This is a genomic window from Halobacteriovorax sp. RT-2-6 (genome assembly GCF_047085025.1).
Classification (GTDB): domain Bacteria; phylum Bdellovibrionota; class Bacteriovoracia; order Bacteriovoracales; family Bacteriovoracaceae; genus Halobacteriovorax_A.
Genome location: NZ_JBKIYH010000001.1, coordinates 1,449,539 through 1,475,323, shown reverse-complemented (window position 1 = coordinate 1,475,323; position 25,785 = coordinate 1,449,539). Strand labels below are relative to the sequence as shown.

Sequence of the window (25,785 nt, the reverse complement as noted above, 5' to 3'; positions counted from 1 at the left end):
TAAGCAAGGAGCGCAGTTATGAGTAAATGGGTTTACTCGTTTTCAAAGGAAAAAACTGAAGGTAATAGAAGCATGAAAAATCTTCTAGGTGGTAAAGGTGCCAACCTGGCTGAAATGTCTGCTCTTGGATTACCAGTCCCTCCAGGTTTTACAGTTACAACTGAAGCCTGTATCGATTATCAAAAAGCCAATAAAATAAATGAAGAAATTAAGGCCCAAGTTATTGAGTCTCTAAAGCTTGTTGAGCTTTCAACAGAGAAAACTTTCGGTGGTGGAGACAACCCTTTACTATTTTCTGTTCGCTCTGGAGCAAGAGTTTCGATGCCAGGAATGATGGATACGGTTCTAAACTTAGGACTTAATGACGAAACTGTTGAGGCCCTTGCCAAGAAGTCTGATAACGAGAGATTTGCTTGGGACTCATATAGAAGATTCATTCAAATGTATGCAAACGTTGTTATGGGAATGAGCCACTCACTCTTAGAATCTACTCTTGAAGATTTAAAAGAAGCAAAGGGCGTTGATTCTGATACAAAGTTAGATGCAAAAGATTTTAAAAATTTAGTAAAAGTCTATAAGCAAATTATTGCACAAGAAACAGGAAAGGCTTTTCCTACTGATCCAATGGAACAACTATGGCTAGCAATTGAAGCAGTCTTTGGTTCATGGAATAACCCAAGAGCTATCAAGTACCGTCAGCTTAATAATATTCCAGGAGACTGGGGAACTGCTGTAAACGTACAGGCCATGGTTTTTGGAAATATGGGTGATGATTGTGCAACAGGTGTTTGCTTCACTCGTGATCCTTCTACTGGGGATAAGAAGTTCTTTGGTGAATACCTTGTAAATGCTCAAGGGGAAGATGTTGTTGCGGGAATTAGAACTCCTGCTCCAATTAACGAGTGTTCAAAGAATGATTCAAATAGAAATGAAAAAACACTTGAAGAATATATGCCTAAGGCGTTTGCTGAATTAACTGAACTTTATCAGCAACTAGAAAAGCATTACAAAGATATGCAGGATATCGAGTTTACGATTGAAGCAGATAAACTATATCTTCTTCAAACTCGTAATGGAAAAAGAACTGCAGCAGCTGCATTAAAGATTGCTGTTGATCTTGAGAAAGAAGGAATTGTGACGAAGGAAGAAGCGATTATGCAAATCGATCCTGAAGCACTTAACCAACTTCTTCACCCGAGACTTGATCCAGATGCAACAAAGAATATTATTGCAAAAGGTCTTCCTGCTTCTCCAGGAGCTGGTGCAGGTAAGATTGTATTTCACTCAGACGATGCCACTAGTATGCACGAAAATGGTGTGAAGGTTATTCTTGTTCGCCAAGAAACTTCTCCTGAAGATATTGCTGGAATGGCAGCCGCTCAGGCGATCTTAACTGCTCGTGGTGGGATGACTTCACATGCGGCCGTAGTTGCTCGTGGTATGGGGAAGCCTTGTGTTGCTGGATGTTCTGACATTCTCGTTGATAGTAAGAATCGCACGATGATAATTGGCGATAAGAAATATGTTGAAGGTGACTTCATCACACTTGATGGTGGAACAGGTGAAGTTATTGAAGGTGAGGTTCCAACACTTGATGCTGAAATCAATGCAGATTTCGCTGAGTTTATGACTTGGGCAGATGAGATTAGAACACTTAGAGTTCGTACTAATGCTGATAACCCAGAAGACAGTGAAACGGCCGTTAAATTTGGTGCAGAAGGGATTGGACTTTGTCGTACGGAACATATGTTCTTTGAGCCTGAGAGAATCCTTGCAGTTCGTGAGATGATTTTCGCTGATTCAACAATTCAAAGAGAAAGAGCACTTGCAAAACTTCTTCCTTATCAGAAAGAAGACTTCAAAGGAATATTCAAGGCCCTTGATGGTATGCCTGTTAATATCAGACTTCTTGATCCACCTCTACACGAGTTCTTACCTCACTCAGATGAAGAGAAAAAAGAACTTGCTGAGTATATTGATGTTGAAGTTAAAACAATTGAAGATGGCTGTGAAAGACTTCACGAGTTCAACCCAATGCTTGGACACCGTGGTTGTCGTTTAGGAATTACATATCCAGAAATCTATACAATGCAGGTAACTGCTATCACTCAAGCAGCTCTTGAGTCTATTGCTGAAGGTGTTGATGTTAGACCTGAGATTATGATTCCTCTTGTTGCAACAGCAAAAGAACTATCAATCTTAAGAGAAATTCTTGTTGAAACAATTAATAAGACAAAAGGTGATAAAGAGTTCAAATACAAACTTGGAACAATGATTGAGCTTCCTCGTGCTGCTATTACTGCTGCTGAGATTGCAAATCATGCAGACTTCTTTTCGTTTGGTACAAATGACTTAACACAAACAACTTTTGGACTTTCTCGTGATGATGCTGGACGTTTCTTAACTGAATATATTTCAAAATCAGTTCTTCCAAATGATCCATTTGTTTCTCTTGATCAAGAAGGTGTTGGTTATCTTGTTAAGTTTGCAACAGAGCAAGGTAGAAGTGCCAATAAAGATATTCACGTTGGAATATGCGGAGAGCATGGTGGTGAGCCACAATCAATCGACTTCTGTCATAGAATTGGATTAGACTATGTTTCTTGTTCTCCTTACCGAGTTCCTATCGCTCGTCTTGCAGCAGCACAGGCCGTGATTCGCAACAAGTAATGTCGATTACAGAATTAACAAACAAAATAAAAGCAGAGTTTGGCAGTTATAATTTTAACTGCCTTGCTTTTGCTTATATTGACTTCAAAAAAAGTACGTATGAAACATTTTCTTTTTTTGAAAATCCATTTTTAAAAGGTCAAAAGGTTTATTTTGATTTGGCCTCTCTGACAAAGCCTCTTACGCTTGGTTTTGCTTATTTAAATAAACCAGAGCTATTCTCTGAAGATATGAAGCTTCTTTTAAATCATCGTGGTGGTTTGAATTCTTGGGGTAGACTCTCTGTCGATACTTGGAGAGAACAAATTCTTTCTTATGAGATTAAAGAGAGTGAAACTCTTTATTCTGATTTTGGCGCACTAAGACTTCAGCTTGAAATCGAAAAGGAGCAAGGGCTTTACGAACTTGTTTCAACAATGTGGGATGAAGAAATAAAGCATTGGCTTGATATCGAAGATGAGATCTGTGTGCCAACGGGGCGTCGAAACCGAGATATCATTGATGGGGAAGTTCACGATGATAATGCTTTCGTTATTGCGCAGAAAGTTTCACATGCTGGGCTCTTTGGAACCATTGATGGCGTTTGCCGAACACTTCTAAGAGTAAATAATGATTATCAATTAATTAATAAAACAAATCGTGAAAGTGATCATCGATTTATTAATGGTTGGGATAGCGTGACAAATCCTGAAACATCTCTTGCAGGTATTTATTCCAATAAAGATACTTTTGGTCATCTTGGTTTTACAGGTACTTCAGTTTGGATTGAGCCACACTCGCAAAAAGGAGTGGTGATCTTATCGAATGAAGTCATTAAGTATTGGTATGACCGCCAGAAATTAAGTGAAATCAGGAAGGAAATCGCAAATAATTTCTTTTCTAAGTAGCTGAATTTACAGTTCCTCTTATAGCTTCAATTAAGAAATTCTTAATAATTGCCGATAAATATCAAGTATTTTATCGGAGATGAATAATGGGACTCGTCCTTAAGCGCATTCAATTATTATTTTTAGTATTCTCATTCTTACTAATGTCTTGTCAGCAAAAAGATCGATCGATCTCAAGTGTCGATGGTGAGATTAGTAATCAACCTGCTCTTTACTTAAATTCTGTTACAGAGGTGTCTGACCTATTTGACCGTAACTTAGAAGAACTAGTTGCACATTACAATGTAAACTTACAAAAGAGAGTTTATGATTCGAGTGAAACAAGGGCCGTCTTAATTTCACTAGACTCTATGGATTTACCTGAAGGTCAAGCATTTGCAATTGATACATCTATTGAAGAAAATGGTGTTCATGTTTTAAAAGTTATTCGTTCAACAAATAATGAAGCAATCACTAAATCTTCAAAGAGTCTTTTATTCAATTTTCTATCTGAAATTAATGAGAAAAAGAATATCGTAAATATCTATTCATTCTTTGAAATTGCACATAATGCTAAAAATGGAGACCTTCGTGCAAAGATCGCTTTAGAAGAATTAAAAATTAAGGCATTAGGTGATTCAGCGCTTTACGATGAAGATCGTAAAACGATCGAAGAAGGAATCTCTCAACTTGAAAGTGATTTTAAAGTTGTGAAAAAAGAAATGAAGGCGAAAGAGACAGCGCGAAAAAATGCAATGGCCGCGCTGGATAAAGCTGCTGAAAATCATCAGCTTAAAGCACTTATTCAAAGTAATGACCGAAAAGGTGTTGCAGATCTTCTTGAAAAATATCTTCCTTGGGAGCAAATGACTCCTATTGAAGATTCGTATTGGAATCATATTCTTAAGCGCATGCGAAACCCTATTGAAGCCAAAGATAAGGTTCTAGTATATCGTGGAACTTATGGAGATCGACTTTTTCCACAAATCGTAAATGGTCAAGAGCTAGAATATGAGGATGCTGTTAAGCAAGCAAACCTTGGCTCAATGTCGACAATTCTTACAAGAAATCAAGGGACCTATAACCGTAGGCTTCGTTCTTTACAGACGATGTATGGTAAGAAGATTGCTTCAAACCCAAGTAATGCAGACTCTAAATTTGTCGAAACAGCTCGTTTAACGACAATGCTTAAACAACACTCAATTGAAGCGCAAGGAAGCCCATTCCTTTCTTTCACTTCAAATTTTGATACTGGATATACATTTGGTTTTTCTATTGCAGATGATAAGACTGTGGCCGATGCAAAAGGTGCTATGGGGGCTTTCCTAATCGATCCAGAGCTTCTGATTTTTAATCAAATGTCTGGTTTTAAGTCTGAAATGGAATACCTTGCTCCACTAATTACTTTCCCAGATGAAATGGTTGGATTCTTTGATGAAGATTATATGGAGAAGACAAATCGCGAGGCGATTAAAGACTCACTTCATGACGGTCTTAGAAAAGAAATGATTAGGATTTATGGAGATACACAAGGGCCTAGTATCGCTGACGAGATTCTGTCTCGCTCAAGTGAGTTCAATGAATATGATAAGGCATACCTAGTTCCAAAGTTGAAATCAAACTTAACAGGATCGGCAGAAGGTAATGTTGGAGTTGCCAAGAAGATTAGTAATTTCTTTAGTAACTTAAAAAATAAATTTTCTTCTTCAAGTAAGGGGAAAGTAAAAGTGATTGATGAAATGCCTAAGATTAATAATTGTTTATACGCTATTAAGAGCTTCTTACAATAATAAAAGAGGAATACATGCATAAGAAAGCATTTGGTTTACTTTCCGTCTTACTACTCACTCTCACTGTTTTAACACAGTATACTCAGGTCGATCGCTCTGAATATTCGTATTTTAGTACGAGAGCTCCTGCATCTGTTGCAGATATGGAGAGGCTAGAGACTTTATTAGCAGTTGATAAACTTGATTACTATATCGGCGAGTACGTTAATAATTTTGGAAAGAAGATTGATGGGGAATCATTAGATGTTCTTAAAAAAGTTGAGCTTGATTATATCGTCGATAAATATTCAAGCGATTCAAGAATATTTGATGCAAAAAATTATGATGCAATCATTTATGATATTCTAAAAGATCGATTAGGTAAGAAGCCTTCTGGGACAAAAACAAGCTATGAATGGGGTTATAACTTCTTTAAGAATAAGCTTAATGAAGGTTTTACTCTTCTAGATTCTAAGATTAAACCAAAAGATGATTCAGCTGTTACTAAAGTAGAGCCGCGATCAGAATTCACTCTTCCTGATCAAGGAATTAAAAATGGTGAATTAACCCTAGATGCGGATCACTATATTTCTAATCGAACAACACGTGCTGTATTTTGGGAAGCTGTTGAAAGTAATCGCGATGTAGAATTTCACCTTGAGAACTCAAGAGAATTCTTAAAGAATCTTCAGGCAAATGGTGGTCAGATATTAAAGGAAATCCGTCCTTTTGCTAATAATTATAATAAAATTTATGCTGTTCAATATCCTGGAGAATCAACTTATCGCTACGCTATCACGGCCATTGGTGGGAAAGATCGCCTTAATCACTTAATGTTGCAATTTGGACTTTCTAAAAGAGGTCACACAGTAACTAATAAGGTGAGAATCTTTGGTGATCTGGATGAGACTCACAAAATGATGGAGGATGAGTTATCAGGTATTTTTAGACATTTACCAAAATCTGAAAGAGTCATCATTGGTCAAAAGGGTGCTATTGAGAGGACGTTTGAAACGTTATGGAAAGTACGTGCACTTAAAAATCTTTACGAAGACGAGCCTGATTTGGTGCTTTCACATATTTCGGATAAATTGAAAGACTCCTTTAAAGCGTTAATGGCTGATGGTGATATTAAGAAATACGATATTTTCAAAAATAAAAAAGATGTCGAAACAGCTTATACGAAATTAGAAAAGACAATTAAGGCCAAGGGGATAGAACCTTTTGAGTTTAAGAAATATGACTATGATAACTATGTTATCTCAATGTCTGATCTTGTCTTTAAAAATTCTGAAGGTGAAGACGTTGTTTGGCGTGTTGTTGCTAACAGTTGGGGGGATGAGATCTCTCCACTTGCTAAGGCCTTAAAGAATACTGGACATAAGAATATAACATATATCGGTACTGCGGGAGCGTTTCCTGATAAAGGCTATAGTGTTGGTGATCTTGTGATTCCTTCACATACTCGTTTAGACGGAGAAAGCAAAAAACTTCGTGGAACGATTATGGATATTGATGGTGCTAAAGTCGGTGGTACTGTTGATCATGTTTATTCTCCTTTTATTGAAACAAATGAGTGGTTAACAGAGAGTTCTAGTCATTCAGATTTTGTTGAAGTTGAAGTAAGTCACTTAAGAAAAATTCTTAATGGTCAAGATGATGATCTCCAAGCTTATCTTCTAATTTCAGATGTTTTAAATTCTGAAGGTGAAACACTCGCATCTGCCACTGGTGCAAAAAGAAGAAATTCATTGAATAAACTTCTCTATGCAATGCTTGATAGAGACAAAGTAGGTATTCCTCAAGGAGTAAATACTGCTGATAACCACATTGGAATATTGAGAAGTACAATTGATAAAGTACTAGGGAATAAGGCAAATACATTAAAGTATTATGTCTTTTCAATGCTAAAGGATAATAAGAATGTTTCTGAAGCAGAGATTCAGGCCGTAGTCGATTCAGTTGATAACTTTAGTGATAATTACTTTACAAAGAGAATTACTGAATCATCTGAAGTTTCAAGCTATGTTTTAAGAAAACTTGAAGAGTTTGGGCATATGCCAAAGATTTCTATCGATAAGAAATTTGTTGATGGTAAGTGGCATCCTAAAACAGATAAGATTATTATCAACGTTCATGCTGATACAGATGCTATTGTTGAGCAATATAAAGAAGTTGTTGCTGACTTAGAAAAAGAAATTAGTAAGGTTTCTAAGTTTTGTGAAATCAATTTTATAAGAGGACCTCCATCTGAGGAATTTGTTACAATTCCAAAATACGTAGGTCTTGACAGTGACTTCCTTGTAAATCTTTATTCTCAGTCCGCATTTAAGCAAGCTGGTCTTGATGCACAAGTTACTTATAATGGTAATTTAAAATTTAATTTCCTACCTACTGTTAATAACTCAGATGTTTGTGTTGATGATAAATTCTGTCACTTATCATTTTTTAAACCAGACCAATCAACAAAAGATCTTTTAGTCGATTTTGATACACATGCAAAATTTAAAGCACAATTTGATAAAGATCCTGTTTATATTTTTAATGAATATATTAAGTCAGCTAACTTACAAGGAAATGCTAAAAACTACAGATATGAAGTTGTAGTTGAAAAGAATGCTACACTTGAAGATGGAAAGCTTGCTGAAATTGTTCCAGATGTTGATCCTGAAAAAGGGCTTCTAATAAAGGTACGCTTTACTGAGGAAGGATATAAGAATCCTCTGGTTCTTTTAGAAGAGGCTATGCATGTGGAGCAAATTACACGCAATGGCGACTTCTTGAAACATCCGGTATTTTGGGCCGAAGCAGCTTTAAATGCAAAGCATGGATCAATGCGTTCTCGTGAGTTTTTAGCACGTGCAGAAGTAGATGCTATGGATAAGCTAACTAATATGATGAGAGGCTACTTCCAAGGAAATGCTGATGAAGCACTTTCTAAAATTGAGCAATATGCAAATACGAGAAAAGAACACGCGTCAAAAATTGTAAATAACCTTAAGAAGAAAGTGCGTTCTGAAAAGACTGTTCGAAATGGTTTGGCCAAACAATGGAAAGAACTTCATAAAGCACTTGAGGCGCAAGATCTCAAATTAGATGATTATATTTCTTCAGGTAATCGTAAGAAAGTGGCAGAACTTATTGAAGCTTATATGCCATGGGAACAAATGGAGCCAACTGAGATTGCAGCTTGGCAAAGATGGTTAAAAGAAATTGAAAATCCAAGTGATGACTTCTTTGTGAGCTTTAGAGGCCTAGGAGATGATCTTGTTCGTGAATCAGATGATGGTGGACACTTCCTTATGGCCAAAATGCTAACTAAGAATCAGGGAAGTTATACGAGAAGGCTTCGTTCTTTAAAAACTTTCTTTGATAAAAAAATTAGTAAAAAGTCAGGTCAATATATGCCAGTTGAATTTCAATCGTTGGCCGCAGTATTTAAAGGGCATAGTGTTGAGCCTTTAGGTTCTCCATTTTTATCAGGCTCAGTCCTATCTGTAGCAGATAGTTTTGCTAGTGAATTTAAAGGGCAAAATATAGCCGCACTAAAGATGTCTAATAATAGGAGCTTATTAAATCTTGTTTCAAATTATAATGAGCTAGAAGAGATGATTCCACTGATTGTCTTTCCTGATGAGATTATTTCAATTGAACCTGCTGGAGATCTTGAAGCAATTCAGGATGCTGTTGAGGAAAAGATTGGACGCCAACTCAAACCAACTGAATTAGAAAGAATTGCGGTACAGTCCGATGATAATGAAGATTTCAAAGTTAAAGCGGTGCTTGAGTGGTGGAATCAAATTAACCCGGATGGTATTACATCTGCAAACTCAACTAAGACATGTAAGGATGTAATTAAAATGTTCCTATCTCAACAGTAATTGATTAATTACAAATATTTACCCTTACCCTTTGTCCGAAAAACGGTTAAAATTGACGGATAAAGGGTAAGTTATGAATTTAGAAAATTATAAAGATATAAATGCACTTTCTGCATTAACAGAATCAAATAAATTTAAAAAAGTATTCTTTTACCGCATTTGTGGGACGGGAATGGGAGCAGCTGCTTGTTTACTAAAAGAAGCAGGCTTTGAAGTAGCTGGTGCGGATCGTATGTTTTACCCACCAATGAGTACCTATCTAGATAACTCGGGTATTGATGTCTATAAATTTGAAGAACATAATATTGAAGAAGTAATTAAAGATTTTGATCTAATTGTTGTAGGTAATGTCGTTGCAAGAAACTCTGATGATGCAAAATTTATTGAAGAATCAGGAATTCCTTTTTGTTCATTTCCGGCCGCTATTGGAGCACTCGTTTTAAAAGATAAAACTGTTGTTGGTATTTCGGGGACGCACGGTAAGACGACAACTACATACTTCGGTGTTCAACTTTTTGAAAAGTTGGGGATGGAGCCGGGCTACCTTATCGGTGGTGTTATGGACGAGCGCCCACCTGCAAGAGTTGGAAGAGGGGATTACTTCTTTATTGAATCGGATGAGTACGATTCGGCATACTTTGAAAAATTCTCAAAATTTCGCTCTTACTATATTAATAAATTAATTATTACATCTCTTGAGTTCGACCATGCAGATATTTTTGAATCAATTGAAGATATAAAAAATGAGTTTAAAGCAATTCTTCCTAGTGTGGACGAAGTAATTGCATGCTCTGAATGGAAAAGTATTAACGATCTTAAGGTTACGGATAAGTCTTGGTCAGAATATGATCGTGATAATGTGAAAATAATCAATGTCGATAATGGTTTAACGACATTTACTATGAAATGTTCATTGGGTGATCACGAATTCAAAACAAATCTAATGGGACATCATAATATTTTAAATTTAGCTTCTGTTATTATCGTTGCCTTAAAAGCTGGGAAAAAGCCTGAAGAGATTCAAGCAGGAATACTAGATCTAAGAATGGTTCAAAGAAGGCAAGAAGTTAAGGGGATATATAACGAGTCTCCGATAATCGATGATTTTGCACACCATCCAACAGCTGTTTTGGAAACACTACATGCTATTTCATTAAAATATCCAGGTAAGAAGATACATGCTTATTTAGAGCCAGGCTCAGCAACAGCTCGAAGTGACCTATTTCAAGAGCGCTTTGCTGATTCTTTAAAACAGGCTGCCAGTGCAACGATTATCAAACCATCTCGTCCGACGACGGCCAAAGGGCAGGGGGATTTAGATGTTGATAAGTTACAATCAGACTTAGAGAAAAGCGGAATTAGAACAAATGTTGTCACTGAGCTAGAGCCTTTAATTTCTTTAATTAAAGAAAATAGTAACGGGCAAAGTGTTCAATTAGTTATGAGCAATAGTTCTTGTCTCGGTTTATGGAGTAGTGAGTTTGTTAAAGCACTTTAAAACAACTCTTCCATTTTTAATCGCTTTTACAAGTTTTTCAAATCAGTTTGTTCAAGCAAAAGAAATTAGTGATGCTCAAGTTATTAATGAGTATATGAAACTTCATCGCGCCCAGTATAAAGCGACATGCTCAATGAAGATATATAATGAGTCACAAAAGCTTTATAAAAACTTTTTAGGTAATGGTATTTTTATTCCGTTCAAACTAAATGGTGAACTTGATGAAGCTACGATTAAAGAATATCTCCCATTAATGCAAAAGAAACGTGAGTGGATTAAGGGTGTTAATAAACGTCTTTCAAAAATGCGTTCGTTTAGAAATGTTCTTTCGCGAAATCGTGAAATTCAAAATCAGTTTGAAAAGGCCATGCGCCACAATTATAAATATCGCTATATAAAAGACTTAAAAACTAAATCATTAGTCGCTTTAAAATCAAAGAACGAGATAAAAAAATTTCTAACAGATCTTGAAGTATATTTAAATAGTCTTTTCTTTCTACAGTCATTCAGCTTTCCCGTTGATCATCTTCACCTAAGAAGTGAATACGATAAAGTGAAAGATATAGAGACAGCAGAAGGTAAGCAGAAGTCAAACTCTGCTTATTTGTTAAGGAAGATCGTTGAAGATGGGAGTGTTGACCCTAAAAAAGGTCGATCTGATCTAAGCTTACGGTCACTAATTGATTCAGTTTATTTACGTATTGTTGGTTTTGATAAGCCATTTTTAACGGAAGACCTCCGTTATGATATTTCGGATTTAATTTCTCGTCTTGATGGCGTTTTAAGACAAGGTTATAAGAAAACTTTTGCTAGAACAAATTATTGGCAAAAGAAAATCATTGAACGAGAGGATTACTACGTTGATCTTTTAAATAAGAGTAAAACGAAAGATGATATCTTAAAGAAAATTTTCGAAGATAAGAATCAAGCACGTTATGCTTTAAGTAAGTATATCTATGATAAAGAAGCATTAGTTTATAAGTTTTGGAAAAGACAAAAAGAAATTTATCGCAAGCTATATGCACTTGAGACGATTCTCATTCATGAAGTTGGTCGCCTTGACGATAGTTACGGAAGTGAAAGAAGAGATGTTGCTAAGGTTGTAATCAATCGTGTTGATAATCCTGGCTATAATACTATTGAAAGTGACGAGCCTTTCTATCAGTCACTATTAGATGCTGGAGTTAAGGACACACAAAAGTATCCTTGGTTAAATGTACTTTTTAAAAGGGGACAATTCTCTTTTACTTACTTTTTTATTCCTGCATCTAAAGGAATCTTTTGTCCTGATCAATCAAAGTCTGCTCGCAAACTAATGCGTAAGAACTTGAAAATGATTTTAGATGAGTTACATAACCCTGATAAAGATTTCAAAGCTACTCGCTATTTTTCGAGAGCATCAATGCTGGGAAGAATGGATATGTCATCACTATGGGATGAATATTCAAGCATGGAAGAAAGGCCTGGGCCTTTAATTCATAATACGACAAGATTAAATACTCTACTGAATCGTAAGAACTTGAACTTCTTGTATTCATTTAAAGATAGTGGCGAGCAAACATATGATGTTTATCGCTATAAAAATAATGTTTATGTACATTCTGCGAGGACTGGTAAATTCTACCAATATCGTAATCCTCATTATTTCAAATACTTCGTAAAGAACGATGATTACTAATTTTTATTGAGTATAAACTATTGAAAATAGTGCCTTAAACTAGTTGTTAAAACGTGCTAATAGAAGTATATTCATTCAATTATTAGTGTATTAATTATTTATAGCTAGGAGATGAGGCAGTGCTAAAAGATTTTACATTCACTTCTGAATCAGTAACAGAAGGGCACCCTGATAAAATTGCGGATCAAATCAGTGATGCGGTACTTGATGCGATGTTAGAACAAGATCCAAAATCTCGTGTTGCTTGTGAGACTATGATTACAACTGGTTTAGTTGTTCTTGCAGGTGAGATTACTTCGAAAGCTAATATCGATTTTCAAGAAACAGTAAGAAATAAAATTAGAGAGATTGGATACGATCACTCTGACAAAGGTTTTGATGCTAACACTTGTGGAGTTATGGTTGCTCTTGATAAGCAATCACCAGATATCGCTCAAGGTGTAAACGTTGGTGAAGGTACTTATACAGAATTAGGTGCTGGTGACCAAGGTCTAATGTTTGGTTACGCTTGTAATGAAACAGACAGTTTTATGCCAATGACAATTGATCTTTCTCACAGACTTGCTGAAAGACTTTCAGAAGTTAGAAAGAATGGAACTCTAGGTGAGCTTAGAGCTGATGGTAAGACACAAGTATCTGCTCAGTACGTAGATGGTAAACTTTCACGTATTGATGCAATCGTTGTTTCTACTCAACACTCAGACAACATGACTCTTGCTCAAGTTCAAGAAGCAGTAAGAGAAGAAGTTGTTAATAAAGTTGTTCCAGCTTCACTTGTTGATAACAACACAAAATACTTCATTAACCCAACTGGTAAATTTGTTATCGGTGGCCCAATGGGTGACTGTGGTCTTACTGGTAGAAAGATTATCGTTGATACTTACGGTGGTCACGGTGCTCACGGTGGTGGTGCATTCTCTGGTAAAGATCCAACTAAAGTTGACCGTTCAGCTGCTTATGCTACAAGACAAATTGCTAAGCACATCGTTGCTGCAGGTCTAGCTGAAAAAGCTCTAGTACAAGTTGCATACGCAATTGGTGTTGCTGAGCCAATGTCACTACTTGTTGATACTTTTGGTACAGAGAAAGTTGATGTTGCAAAGATTAACAATGCTGTTAACCAAATCTTTGATATGAAGCCAGCTTCAATCATTGAAAGACTAGATCTTCTAAGACCAATCTATTCTCCAACTGCTGCTTATGGGCACTTTGGTAGAACTAAAGATGGATTCTTTCCTTGGGAAGAGCTGTCTTACGTAGAGAAGTTAAAAGCTTTATGCCTTTAATATAAAAAAGAGCTCCCAATAGGGAGCTTTTTTTTTGTTTTCAGTTTAAAATACCTTTATGAATGAATTCCTCATGTTCACATTGCGCTACACGCCATTTTGGTCAATTCCAATTATTATAATCGGTGGCCGTTTTGCGTATTACTACTGGCTTAGAGGCTATACTCTGCCACCATTATTTTTTGCACTTTGCTCTTGTATCTCAAGTTTCTTTCTCTTTATTTGGATAATGGCCGGTGGCCCAGACAAAGTTGTTCATTATTTCTTAGATATTGTAAGAAACTTTTAGAGACTAAACTTTTTGTTTAATACTGTAATATTAGCTATTTATGCTAGTTTCGGAAGTTTTATCTTGGTGTTAAAAAATTGACACGTCCACGAATTATTCGATACCATTTTAGTGGGACAATTTTAACCTCACACGATGAGAGGCAATGACACATGAAGAATGATTTTAGTTTTCTAACTGATACATTTTCTAATGATGAATCAGATAATGAAGTAAAAATCGATCAAGGAAGAAAACCAGTCATTATTGTCGTGGAAGATGATCAAACTCTTTCCGCAATGATAACGAAGTATCTAAGTAAGAAGATTAACCTAGAAGTTATTAGTTTCTCTTCTCCTGCACTTGCAATCGAGCATATTACAAAGAATCAAGTTGATCGCTTTTGTTTAATTACTGACATTAGTTTTGAAGATAATTCTTCAGATGGGCTTTACTTAATCGACCTCTTAAAAGAGCGTGGGCTAACTTTTAGCTCGATAGCGATGACTGGGTTTGCATCAATTGAAACTGCCATTGCGGCAACGAAGAAAGGTGTTTTTCACTATCTAACAAAACCGTTTGAGTTAGAAGCGCTTAAGGATCTAGTTGTTAGAGCTCTTGTTCACAAGCTAGAGTATCGCGAAAGTCTTGAGATTAATGCTAATTCAGCAGTATCAAGCGATAAGCGCTCATTTAGTAGTAGATACAAGCTAGAGATGCCTACAGAAGATGATATGTTTTGTGGGATGATTGGACGCTCAAAACCAATGAGAAAGATTTTTGAAAGAATTAAGAAGGTTGCTGCTTCTAATTCGACAATCTTAATTGGTGGACCTTCTGGAACAGGGAAGGAGTTGGTAGCGAAGGCCATTCACTTATCTTCAAATCGTAATCACAATAAAATTGTAAATGTAAACTGTGGTGCCATTCCTGGAGAACTCTTAGAGAGTGAGCTATTCGGTCATGAGAAAGGAGCCTTTACTGGAGCAGTATCAAGTCGCATGGGACGCTTTGAAGCTGCTAATGGTGGGTCAATTTTCTTAGATGAAATTGGTGATATGCCACTACTACTTCAAGTAAAACTTCTTAGAGTTCTACAGCAAAGAGAAATCGAGCGAGTTGGTTCTTCAACGACGACTCCTGTTGATGTTCGTATCATTACGGCAACACACAGAAACCTTGAAGATTCTGTACAGCAAGGAAATTTTAGAGAAGATCTCTATTATCGTTTAAACGTAATTCCTATAAAAATCCCTGCTCTTAAAGATCGCAGGGAAGATATTCCACTTTTAATATCATATTTCTTATCTCGTTTTGTAAGTGCAGACGGAAGAAACGATATTGAATTAGATGACGAGACTTTTGAAATTCTTATGTCATATGAATGGCCTGGTAACGTTCGTGAACTTGAGAATTTAATTGAAAGACTTGTTATCTTAAGAGGTGGGAATAAGATTAGACCGCAAGATTTACCGCCTAAAATCTTAGCTCTTACAAATCGTTCGATGATTGATACAGATGACCTTGTTAGTCTTCCAGAAAACGGTATCAATTTAAAAGATTTTATGAATGAAGTAGAGGAGTCGCTAATTAAGCAAGCTCTTATTAAAACAAATGGTAATAAGAACCAAGCTTCAAAGCTGCTCCAGATGAATCGTACGACACTTATCGAAAAAATGAAGAAGAGAAATTTAGACGTTAATATGCAACAATAAATTTCTACTTAACAAAGCCATTATGACACCAATACTTAAGCCGACTTTCACAGTCGGCTTTTTAAATGCCTAATATTCTGTAATGTAAAATCTTTGACATGGAAAAATCGTCCTATGAGAAAAATTTTCCTTTGAAATATTTCAAAATATTGTAAAATGAATTCACGGCATGCTTTAGGACGAAGAAATTGCCAAATAATTGACGTTATTAAATTTGAAACAGGAAGTTTCTACCAAATGAAGATAGATTTTAATTCAAAAAATTTATTATCTTTTATCGTACTTGTATTTTGTACGGCCTTCCTAAATATCGCATCAGCAACAATTGTTACTCCAGAAGCTCATAATGACTTTCTACGCGTTAAGTTTTTTATTGATAAGAAACTAGTTAACGTAACGAAATCAAGCACAGAGGTATCATTTTCGACTTTAGATGGTGATGTTTACTCTAAGGTAAAAGATGGGCTGAAGAACTTCTCTTCTTCTAAGTATATCAAGACAATCTCATACACTGAGCCAACGTCTGGAAATAATGTTTTCACGATTACATTAATGTTAAAGAAGGATGTAGAGGTTTTCTCATTCTATAAAAATCGTGATCGTGCTTACTTTGTCGACTTCTGGAAAGACGGTGCCGTAAGCAATAAGCAAGCCGCAATTAAAGATGTTTCAACACTTGTGAAAAAGAATGAAGCTTCGGCCCAAGAATCAACTCCAAAATTTGTAAAAAAAGCTTCCGCTGCAAAGCCAGCTCCGAAGAAAGTTAGAAAAAATGTTGTTAAAAAGGCTCCATCTAAAAAAACGAATCCATATCGTGACTTTAGATATGGAGCCTCTTTTATCTGGGATTATCAAGCACTTGCACCAGAGCTAAAGACACAAATTTTAACGAATAGAAAAACTGCAGAATACTTCTTTCCAATTAAGAACTTTGATTACAATAAGAACGAACAAGAAGCTCATATGCAACTGACACTTAATCTTTATAGAAAAGGTAAGTGGGGACTTATGTATAAGTCGATTAAGCTTTATGAGAAGAAATTTCCAAAGTCATATAATCCATACAATGACTACATGAAAGCAAATGCTCTTTTAAGAGAAACACTAGAAAAAGGTGATATTAAGCCAGTTGATACTGCTGTTTCAATGTACACAAATATTCTTGAAAGAACTGATGTTTATGACTTAAGAAAAGGTATTTATAAATACTTAGTACAGTTTTACCGTGAAAAGAAAGACTTCGTTAAGGCCCTTAAGTATGCAAAGAGATTCTTTAGTGATGCAAAAGAAAATTTTGATTATGAAGAATTAGAGTATATGGGAGAGTATATTCTTTCTTCTCTTGCAAACCTTAATCAAGTTGAGAAAGTAGAAAATTTAATTCAAGATAAGACATTAGTTAAGATCATTTCTAAGCAAAAGCTTAAAGCGTACGAGATGTACACTTATCTGAGACAAAATGATGAAGAAAAAGTGATTGATGCTTACGAGAACTTTGCAAAAACTACTAAGGGTGAATACCTACCGTCAATCTACTATAACGCAGCTGAAGCTTACTTTAGAACTTCTCAATATGAAAAAGCATTTAGAATTTACGATACTTTCATCGCTAAATATTCATATGTGAGTGAAGCGGCTCAAGCAAGACTTCGTATGGCCCTTATTGCTGATCTACAGGATCGTCCAAAGAATGAAGTACTAGAGCTTTATAAGAATGCAATTAATAGAGCTCAAAACCAAGAAGTGAGCCTTGAGGCCCGTATTCGTTATGTAGGTCTTCGTACAATTAGAAAGTTTAAGCCTGATTCAAAAGATATTGAAACAAGAGTTTTCCTTGATAAGGGTACTGATAAGAAACTTAATAAAGAACTCGAAATGCTACTTTGGCAAACTCGTTTAAGAACGTTCATTGTTGATGGACAGTATGAAGAGGCCCTGACTTTCTTAACAGCTCTACCGATTGCAGGAATGAAGATTAGTGAAAAGAAGGTTTTTGAAGCTGATGGTGCAGAAATTGTGTACGGGATCATTAAGTCTAACTTTGATGAAGGAAAATTTGCTCGTGCTATCCGCGCTTGGGAAATCTACAAAGATACTTATTTTGCTAAGATCGGTGCAGACCCTGAAATACAATTTATTATCGCGAAATCGTATATAAATCTTACACTGTGGGACGGATTTCAAAAAATGTATGAGAAAATGATAGCGAGCAAAAAGGAAACTGCTCATACTTTCCCTCTATGGGTTTCTCGCAAGGAAGTTAAGAAATTGGACTTGTATAAAAACGAGCTACAAATTCTAAGAAATCTAAAGCTAAAAAATTACTCTTCAGTAGATCGTATTATCGCGAGTACAGAAAAAGACTACCCAGGATTCGAAAAGATCACATTCTATAAAGCTCTAGCTCACTATAAGAGAGGAGAGTTTTCAAAAGCTGAAAAAGAGTATGAGAAATTCTACGCAAGTGGAACAAATGCAAATTCAATTGATGCTAAAGACCTTGTTGACTCAATCCAGTTTTACCTTGAATCAATCTATGAGAGTAAGAAGTTCGATAAATACCTGAAGGTATCAACTGCACTTCTAAAAGATGCTAGCTCATTCCAGATCGCTGATACAGTTGTTGAGGGATTAAGAGAAAGAGTAAATTACCAAAGAATTGAAATCCTATTTAAGAATACAGATAAGATTGCTGCAGATGAGGCAAGAACATTCTTAAATGAGTATAAAACTTCTCTTTATAAAAACCGTGTGAAGTTCTTATTAGGAAAGGAAAGCCTAAGAATGAATGATTTCACAACTGGGGAAAAGTTATTAAATGAAATACTTTCAGATAGTGAAGCTAAAGATTATCTGAAAGAGTTGGCCAGGACAGAGCTGACATTAATTAACTTGAAAAAACGTACACTATAAAATTTTAGCCCACGGATCGGGCAATGACAGACAGGAGGTCAGATGAATACGTTTACAGCAGAAATTTTCGGACAAGATCCTAAAATTGTTAAAGCACTCAAAGTTGCAAACAATGTTGCTGTTACAAAAGCACCAGTACTTATCGTTGGTGAAGCAGGTGTTGGTAAGAAGACACTAGCTGGTTTTATCCATGAAAATTCAACAAGACAGGGAAAGCCATTTGTAACTGTAGACTGCGCAGCAGAAGCAAACCAAGTTGAGAATGAGATCTTAGGTTATAGAGACCCAGAAACAGGACGTTTCATTAAAGGTGCATTCGAAAACGCTAACGGTGGAACTGTTGTTCTAGTTAATGTTGATGGTCTAGAAGATACTTTTCAAAAGAAGCTTCACAAGATTCTTGGTGAATTAACTGATTATGAAATTGATGTAAGAATGGTTGCTACAACAACTAAGAACTTATCTAAGCTTGTTGGTGCAGGTCGTTTTTACCGTGGACTATATACTTTCATTTCATCTAACTCAATCACTCTAACTCCACTTAGAGAGAGAGTAGGTGACCTAGAGTACATCGCAAAAAATATTATCAAAACTACTCTTGGTGGTGCAGAAGTTAGCGTTCAAGACGATGCTATGAATAAGATTCTTTCTCACTACTGGACTCACAATGTAAAAGAACTTAAGGCAGTAATTGAAAATGCTCTTGCAAACTTTGAAGGAGATGAAGTTTCAGCTGAACACCTAGAGATCGGTGAGAAGAAAGCAGTAAATGTTATCTCTGAAGATGATTCAGAAGGAATCAGACTAATGTCTCTTAAAGAAGCTGAAAAGCTACTTATCAAGAAGGCACTTATCCATACTTCTGAAAACAGAACTCAAGCTGCAAAGATTCTTGGTGTTTCAATTAGAACACTAAGAAACAAAATCAATGAGTACCGTGGAGACGGAAACTCATACTTTGTTAACTTAAGATAAGGTTTTATCATGAGGGTTGAGGATAAGACATTAAAAGCACTAGCTGCATCTTTGAATTTAAGGCAGATCCGACATGAGGTCTTAACTTCGAATATCGCTAATGCAGATACACCTGGCTATAAAGCAAAGCGAGTTGACTTTGAAGAAGCACTTGCAAGAGCTTTAGACGTTGATGGGAATCTTGAAATGTTGACCTCTGAAGAGAAACACTTTGACGTTGGCAATGGTGGTTTTGAAAATCTTCAACCTGAAATTTATGATGATCCAAATGGAATCGTCTCTGAAGACGGGAATACTGTCGACAGAGACGCTGAAATGGCCAAAATGGCAGAAAATAAAATTTTGTATGATGCATCGGTAAAGTTACTGAATAAGAAACTTGGGATGCTGAAATATACAATTAACTCTGAAAAATAGAGTAGGGGGAGATAATGGATTTACTAACGAGTTTAAAAATTAGTTCATCAGGTGTTGCTGCAAATAAGAAGCGCATGGCCGCGATTTCTTCAAATATTGCAAATGCCCAGACGACAAGAACGGCCGAAGGTGGTCCATATCGTAAGAAAGAAGTTGCTTTTGGAAGCGAGCCAGCTCGTGAAAGCTTTTCTGATATTTTAGAAGGTGAGATGGGCGAAGTAGCACAATCTGTTCATGCAACAGAAGTTGTTTCGAGCGATAAACCACCAATCTTAAAATATGAACCAAATCACCCTGATGCAAATGAGCAAGGGTATGTTGCCTATCCAAATATTAATGTAATGGAAGAGATGGCAGACATGATTTCAGCTTCAAGAAGTTATGAAGCGAATATTAACGTAATGAATACGACTAAGAGTATGGCGATGAAAGCGCTTGAAATTGGAAGTGGAAACTAAGAAGTATAAAGGAAAGGGGTTAAACCATGGCGATCAATAATATTACTACAATGAATGACGTCTTTAACTCACATAAAATGCGCGAGTGGACTAGTCCAACTGGTGGCGCGGAAGAATTCAAATTAGAGGGCTTCGATGAGCTATCTAAGGTTACTCCATCTGAGAAGAGTCAGTCTTTTTCTGAACTTTTAGCAAATCAGATCATGGATGTTAACAATTTACAAAAAGAAGCTAACACAGCTATTGAAAAATTAGTAAGTGGTGAAAGTAAGAATATCCACGAAACAATGCTAGCTGTTGAAAGAGCTGAAATTGCTTTTAAGACAATGAACCAAGTTCGTAACAAAGTAATTGATGCTTATAAAGAAGTAATGAGAATGCAAGTCTAGTTAATAACTAGTTGTTAATGATCTCTTAGTTTAGGATGAATTAAGAGTTTCAGGTGTCAGGAGGATACGTGAAAGATTTTTTCGATAAAATGCTTAGAAACTTCAAAGAGTTCTACGGAGAACTTGATGCAGGAAAGAAGATTTCTCTCTTTGCTGTTACTGGGGTTATTCTAGTCTTCCTACTAGGTGTTGTCCTTTGGGCCACTCATACTAACTATAAAGTTCTTTACTCTGATCTTAATAAAGAAGATATGACTAAAGTTGAAGTCTTCTTAAGTCAGAACAATGTTGAGAAGAAGACATCTGCAGATGGTAAAACAATTAGTATCCCTGAAGATATGATTGAAACTGTCCGTCTTAAAATGATGACTTCTGGTTTTTCATTTTCTGGAACAGTAGGGTATGAAGTATTTGATAATCAATCTTTTGGTACAACTTCATTTGTTCAAAAAGTAAATAAGCAAAGAGCACTTGAAGGTGAGCTGATTAAGACAATTAAGCACCTAAGAGGTGTTAAAAGAGCACGTGTTCACTTAAATATTCCTGAATCTTCTCCGTTTGTATCTGAGAAGAAACCACCAACGGCCTCAGTTGTTCTTGAGCTAAATCGTGGAGTTACTCTAACAGAACAAGAGATTAAAGGTATCTCTTCACTTGTTGCTTCATCTGTAGAAGGAATGAGAGGAGAAGGTGTTGTCATCTTAGATCACAGAGGAAAGAAGCTTTCTGAAAATATCGGTGATGCTATGACTGCTAATACAGCAAATCGTCTTGCTCTTGAGTCTAAATTAAATAGAAAGTATGAAAAACAAATTGAAGATATTTTAACGAGAGTCGTAGGTGCAGGAAAGGTAATTGCTAAAGTTTCTGTTGATATGGACTTTACTGAAAGTGTATCGACTCAAACAACTTACGATTCTGAAAATAAGGCAGTTCTCTCTGAAGTAACAAATACTCAAAACCTTCAAGGCTCACGTCCTTCTCCACAAGGTATTCCTGGAGCACGTTCAAATCTACCTGGAGAGCAGCCTCAACCAGGTGTTCCTGAGACAAGAAATGACGTTAAAAAAGAACTAGCAACTCGTAACTATAATGTTCCAAAGAAAGTTACTCGTTCAAAATCACCAACTGCATCTGTTAGAAAAATCTCTGCTGCAGTAATGGTTGACGGTAAACGTGTAACACAATCGCTAGATGGTAAGACGGTAACTAAGTATGAGCCATGGTCGGAAGCTGATATTGCTAATTTTCAAGCGATCGTTGCTTCAACTCTAGGTATTGATAACCGTCGTGGTGATGTAATCACAATTAAGAATATGGAGTTTCAACAAGAAGATCTTGAGGCCATTGATGCTCTTATGCGTGAGCGTGAAAATAGAGAGCTAATCAAGAATATCTTCAAGTATCTTGCAATTGGTTTAACGATCTCACTATTCTTCTTCGTAGTTGTTCGTCCATTTATCCAGTGGGTAACAGACAACGCAGTAGAAACTGTTGAAGATTTCTTACCAAGAACTCTAGAAGAACTAGAAAAGGTTCAAGCAAATCAAAAACTACCTGGACTTGAGGATGCTCTTCCACAGATTGAAGAAAAGCTTAATCCAGAGAAAATTGAAGGGAATATGCTACGTGAGAAGATTATTTCACTGGTTGAAGGAAACCCTGCAAAAGCGGCACAGATTGTGCATGATATGATTCATAGTACGGAATCTGATAAGCAGATTGCGTAATGAGAATAGTAAATAATAGAGCCCTTTAAGGAAGAGGAGAGAAAAGTGGCCGATCAATCATTAGACCCAGATGTAGAATACTCGCTACTATCAGGACAGGACAAAGCAGCACTTCTGCTTAGTTCTCTTGGTGTGAGTACGACGCAACTTATATTCGCACATATGCGCGATAACGACGTAAAACGTCTTATCAATGCGATGTCTAATGTTAAGAAGGCGCCAATTTGGATGATCAAGCGTGTTTTAGAGGAGTTCTACTCTGAACTAAACGAAGAAAATGATCTACTTTTCTCTGATAACTCATCTCGTGACTTTATTGTTAATGCTCTTGGTGAAGATCGTGCTAAGCAACTTCTTGGTCAAATCATTGATGTTGGTGCCAATCAGACACTAGAATCACTGGAGCTAGTTGATACTAGAACACTTGCTAACTTCCTAATTAACGAGCACCCACAAACAATTGCGCTTATTATTGCTCACTTATCAGCAGAGCGTAAGGTTGATGTCCTAAGACGTCTTCCTGAGGGACTTCAAGCCGAAGTTGTATTAAGGGTAGCAAACCTTGACTTCGTTTCTCCTGAACTTATTGCACAACTTGATGATGTACTTAAGACTGAACTTTCTACACTTGGAACAATTGATACAAATCAACTTGGTGGTGTTGAACCTATCGCAGATATGCTTAACCTTATGGATAAGAATTCTGAGAAGAATATTATGGGACGAGTTGAGGAAAAAGACCCAGAACTTGCAGAAGAAATTCGTAAGCTTATGTTTGTTTTCGAAGACCTTGTCTATGTTGATGATCGTGGTATTCAAGCACTTCTTAAAGAAGTTGATCAGCAAAAACTTGTTATTGCTCTTAAAACGGCACCTGAAGAAATTAAAGCGAAGCTGTTTAGAAATATGTCTAACCGTGCAGCAACTCTTCTACAGGAAGATTTGGATGCTCTCGGACCGACAAAACTTTCTGATGTTGAAAAAGCTCAAGCAGAGATCGTTCACAAATGTAAAGAACTTGAACAACAAGGTAAGGCGTTTATCTCACGTGGTGGAGATGGCGATGCCCTTGTATAAGATAAGGTTAGTAGCTTAGTATGACTCGTGAAGTAAAAGAATATGAATTTCACTCTTTCTCTCAAAAACCTCTGAACTCTAGTGTTGAGGATTTTGAGTTTCAAGATTTCGAAGGAATGTCGATTCGTGAAATCGAAGAGAAGCAAAAGATTATTCGCGTTGAAAGACAAATGGCCAAAGATACTGGTTTTGACTTAAATCCAATTGTTCACGAGCATAGAGGTGTGCGAGCACAGGAAGAAGATGATTTTGCTAGGGCCGTACAAGAAGAAGTGGCCCGTCAAGTTGAAGCTGTTAAAGAGGACGCTTATCGTGAAGGGTTAGAGCTTGGACGAGAGCAAGGACGTGAAGAAGTTAAGGTTGAACTTGCTGGAGCAGCGGAAGAGAAGATTCTTCTTTTAAACGATATGGTTTCAGAAGTTCTTAGTACTCAAGTAGGACTTCTTTCTGCACAGAAAATGCAAACATATACACTACTTAGAACAATCGCAAAGTGGATTGTTTTAAAAGAGCTTAAAGATGATGGGGAATATATTATTCGTCTTCTTGAAAAGCTTATTGTCGAAGCACAAACAAAAGAAAACCTTCTTATTAGAGTCAATGAAAAGCATTTCGAACAAATGCCAGAGGTTTTAGAAGTTGTTCAAGCAAAACTTGGAGAGCTTACTAACACTCGTGTCGAAATTGACTTTGATATCGAGGCACCTGGTATTGTCGTTGAATCTCAAAACGGTATTGTCAATGGTAGCTTAAAGACTCAACTTGATAGTCTAGATAAGTTATTTGAAGCAGTAGGCTTAGCAAGTTCAGAGGACGACTCGGATGAATCACAATAATTTTTCAACATTAGACCTTGAAGCAATTCATAAGGCATATGAATACGCAACTCCTTACCAAAAAGTAGGGAAGGTTTGTGCATCAAAGGGTATGCTTTATGAAGTAAACCTATCACGTGCCGTTATTGGTTCAAACGTCGAGTTTGTTACTGAATTTGGTGATCGTTGTCTTGGAGAGGTTGTTTCAATCGATGGCCCAAAATGTTTAACAATGCCTTATTCTGAAATCGCAGGGATTAACTCAGAAACAAAAGTATACTTAAAAGAGCTTGTTACAAAGGTTAACGTTGGAGAGCAATATCTAGGTCGTGTTATCGACTTCCAAGGAAACCCAATCGATGGAAAGGGCCCGATTAAAAGATCTAATGAAGTGAGATCTATTTTTGGTGAGTCTATTAATCCATTAGAGCGTCCACCAATTTGTGAAATGCTAGATACTGGTGTTAATGCAATTAATGCTTTTATGACAGCTGGAAAAGGACAACGTTTAGCTATTATGGCCGGTTCTGGTGTTGGTAAGTCAGTAACACTTGGTATGGTTGCGCAAAAGTCATCAGCTGATGTTAATATTATCGCTCTAATTGGAGAGCGTGGCCGTGAGGTTCGTGAATTTATCGAACATGACTTAGGTGAAGAAGGTTTAAAGAAATCAATCGTTGTAGTTGCAACTTCTGATACTTCTGCACTTATTCGTATGAAGGCCGCTTATGTTGCTACAACATTTGCAGAATATTTTAGAGATCAAAATCAAGATGTTCTCTTAATGATGGATTCGATTACACGTTTTGCTATGGCCTCACGTGAAATTTCTTTAAGTGCTGGAGATCCTCCAGGTCAAAAGGGTTACACTCCAACTGTATTTGCACAGCTTCCAAAATTAATGGAGCGCGCGGGAACAAAAGCTGACGCTGGTACCATTACTGGGATCTATACTGTTCTTGTTGAAGGGGGAGATATGGATGAGCCGATTGCTGATGCCGTAAGGGGGATCAGTGATGGACACATTATTTTATCTCGTGCTCTTGCATCAAAAAACCAATTCCCTGCAATTGATGTTTTACAGTCATTATCAAGGGTAATGAATAAAGTTGTTTCTAGCGAACATAGAGTAGTCGCAGGACATATGCGAGATCTTATGTCAGCTTATCGAGATAACGAAGATCTAATTAACGTTGGAGCTTATTCAAAAGGTTCAAACCCTAAGGTTGATAAGGCGATGATTATCATTGATCAACTAAATGATCTACTAAAACAAATGCAAGGTGAGGACCATTATCAATCAATTGATGAACTATATGATTCGATGGTTGGACTCGCAAAGTATGCAGAAGAAGCTTATAACTCATATGAGGAGTAATA

At 36.5% G+C, this 25,785-nt stretch carries 18 protein-coding genes; all 18 read left to right on the top strand.

Annotation, left to right across the window (positions count from 1 at the left end):
• Positions 1 to 18: 18 nt before the first annotated feature.
• The 18 genes from ppdK (at position 19) to ACMAYS_RS06840 (ending at position 25,783) form a co-directional block, all read left to right on the top strand.
• Positions 19 to 2,670 carry a pyruvate, phosphate dikinase gene (gene ppdK / locus ACMAYS_RS06925; protein ID WP_412462987.1) on the top strand — a complete coding sequence of 884 codons (2,652 nt, stop codon included), beginning with the start codon at positions 19 to 21 and terminating at the stop codon, positions 2,668 to 2,670.
• Positions 2,670 to 3,557, top strand: a complete 888-nt coding sequence (locus ACMAYS_RS06920; RefSeq protein ID WP_412462986.1) for a hypothetical protein — start codon at positions 2,670 to 2,672, stop codon at positions 3,555 to 3,557. The genes ppdK and ACMAYS_RS06920 overlap by 1 nt, the downstream gene beginning before the upstream one ends.
• Positions 3,558 to 3,643: 86 nt before the next feature.
• Entirely contained in the window at positions 3,644 to 5,326 is a 1,683-nt protein-coding gene (locus ACMAYS_RS06915) for a hypothetical protein (protein WP_412462985.1), read from the top strand.
• Between the two features lie 14 nt (positions 5,327 to 5,340).
• On the top strand, positions 5,341 to 9,186 hold the full coding sequence (locus tag ACMAYS_RS06910; protein WP_392990791.1) for a hypothetical protein: 3,846 nt from the start codon (positions 5,341 to 5,343) through the stop codon (positions 9,184 to 9,186).
• Positions 9,187 to 9,259: 73 nt separating this feature from the next.
• Entirely contained in the window at positions 9,260 to 10,684 is a 1,425-nt protein-coding gene (locus tag ACMAYS_RS06905; RefSeq protein ID WP_412462984.1) for a UDP-N-acetylmuramate--L-alanine ligase, read from the top strand.
• Entirely contained in the window at positions 10,668 to 12,362 is a 1,695-nt protein-coding gene (locus ACMAYS_RS06900; RefSeq protein ID WP_103218944.1) for a hypothetical protein, read from the top strand. Before ACMAYS_RS06905 ends, ACMAYS_RS06900 begins: the two co-directional genes overlap by 17 nt.
• A gap of 119 nt (positions 12,363 to 12,481) precedes the next feature.
• Positions 12,482 to 13,648 (top strand): methionine adenosyltransferase, encoded by a 1,167-nt coding sequence (gene metK, locus ACMAYS_RS06895; RefSeq protein WP_103218945.1) that lies wholly within the window; start codon positions 12,482 to 12,484, stop codon positions 13,646 to 13,648.
• A 58-nt stretch (positions 13,649 to 13,706) separates the two neighbouring features.
• A complete protein-coding gene (locus ACMAYS_RS06890) occupies positions 13,707 to 13,937 on the top strand; it encodes a hypothetical protein (RefSeq protein WP_103218946.1) in 231 nt (76 codons plus the stop codon).
• Positions 13,938 to 14,089: 152 nt separating this feature from the next.
• Positions 14,090 to 15,631 carry a sigma-54-dependent transcriptional regulator gene (locus tag ACMAYS_RS06885; protein WP_412462983.1) on the top strand — a complete coding sequence of 514 codons (1,542 nt, stop codon included), beginning with the start codon at positions 14,090 to 14,092 and terminating at the stop codon, positions 15,629 to 15,631.
• Between the two features lie 237 nt (positions 15,632 to 15,868).
• Entirely contained in the window at positions 15,869 to 18,544 is a 2,676-nt protein-coding gene (locus tag ACMAYS_RS06880; RefSeq protein ID WP_103218948.1) for a tetratricopeptide repeat protein, read from the top strand.
• A gap of 42 nt (positions 18,545 to 18,586) precedes the next feature.
• Positions 18,587 to 19,519 (top strand): sigma-54-dependent transcriptional regulator, encoded by a 933-nt coding sequence (locus ACMAYS_RS06875; protein WP_103218949.1) that lies wholly within the window; start codon positions 18,587 to 18,589, stop codon positions 19,517 to 19,519.
• Between the two features lie 9 nt (positions 19,520 to 19,528).
• Complete coding sequence (gene flgB, locus ACMAYS_RS06870; RefSeq protein ID WP_021266076.1) at positions 19,529 to 19,936, top strand: flagellar basal body rod protein FlgB; 408 nt, start codon at positions 19,529 to 19,531, stop codon at positions 19,934 to 19,936.
• A 14-nt stretch (positions 19,937 to 19,950) separates the two neighbouring features.
• Positions 19,951 to 20,394, top strand: a complete 444-nt coding sequence (gene flgC / locus ACMAYS_RS06865; RefSeq protein WP_021265925.1) for a flagellar basal body rod protein FlgC — start codon at positions 19,951 to 19,953, stop codon at positions 20,392 to 20,394.
• A 26-nt stretch (positions 20,395 to 20,420) separates the two neighbouring features.
• Positions 20,421 to 20,783 (top strand): flagellar hook-basal body complex protein FliE, encoded by a 363-nt coding sequence (gene fliE / locus ACMAYS_RS06860; protein WP_199177570.1) that lies wholly within the window; start codon positions 20,421 to 20,423, stop codon positions 20,781 to 20,783.
• Between the two features lie 68 nt (positions 20,784 to 20,851).
• Positions 20,852 to 22,513, top strand: coding sequence for a flagellar basal-body MS-ring/collar protein FliF (gene fliF / locus ACMAYS_RS06855; RefSeq protein ID WP_103218950.1), 1,662 nt, complete (start codon positions 20,852 to 20,854; stop codon positions 22,511 to 22,513).
• Positions 22,514 to 22,558: 45 nt separating this feature from the next.
• Positions 22,559 to 23,590, top strand: coding sequence for a flagellar motor switch protein FliG (gene fliG / locus ACMAYS_RS06850; RefSeq protein WP_021266524.1), 1,032 nt, complete (start codon positions 22,559 to 22,561; stop codon positions 23,588 to 23,590).
• Between the two features lie 20 nt (positions 23,591 to 23,610).
• Entirely contained in the window at positions 23,611 to 24,426 is an 816-nt protein-coding gene (locus ACMAYS_RS06845; protein WP_103218951.1) for a FliH/SctL family protein, read from the top strand.
• A complete protein-coding gene (locus ACMAYS_RS06840; protein WP_392990805.1) occupies positions 24,413 to 25,783 on the top strand; it encodes a FliI/YscN family ATPase in 1,371 nt (456 codons plus the stop codon). The genes ACMAYS_RS06845 and ACMAYS_RS06840 overlap by 14 nt, the downstream gene beginning before the upstream one ends.
• Positions 25,784 to 25,785: the final 2 nt, after the last annotated feature.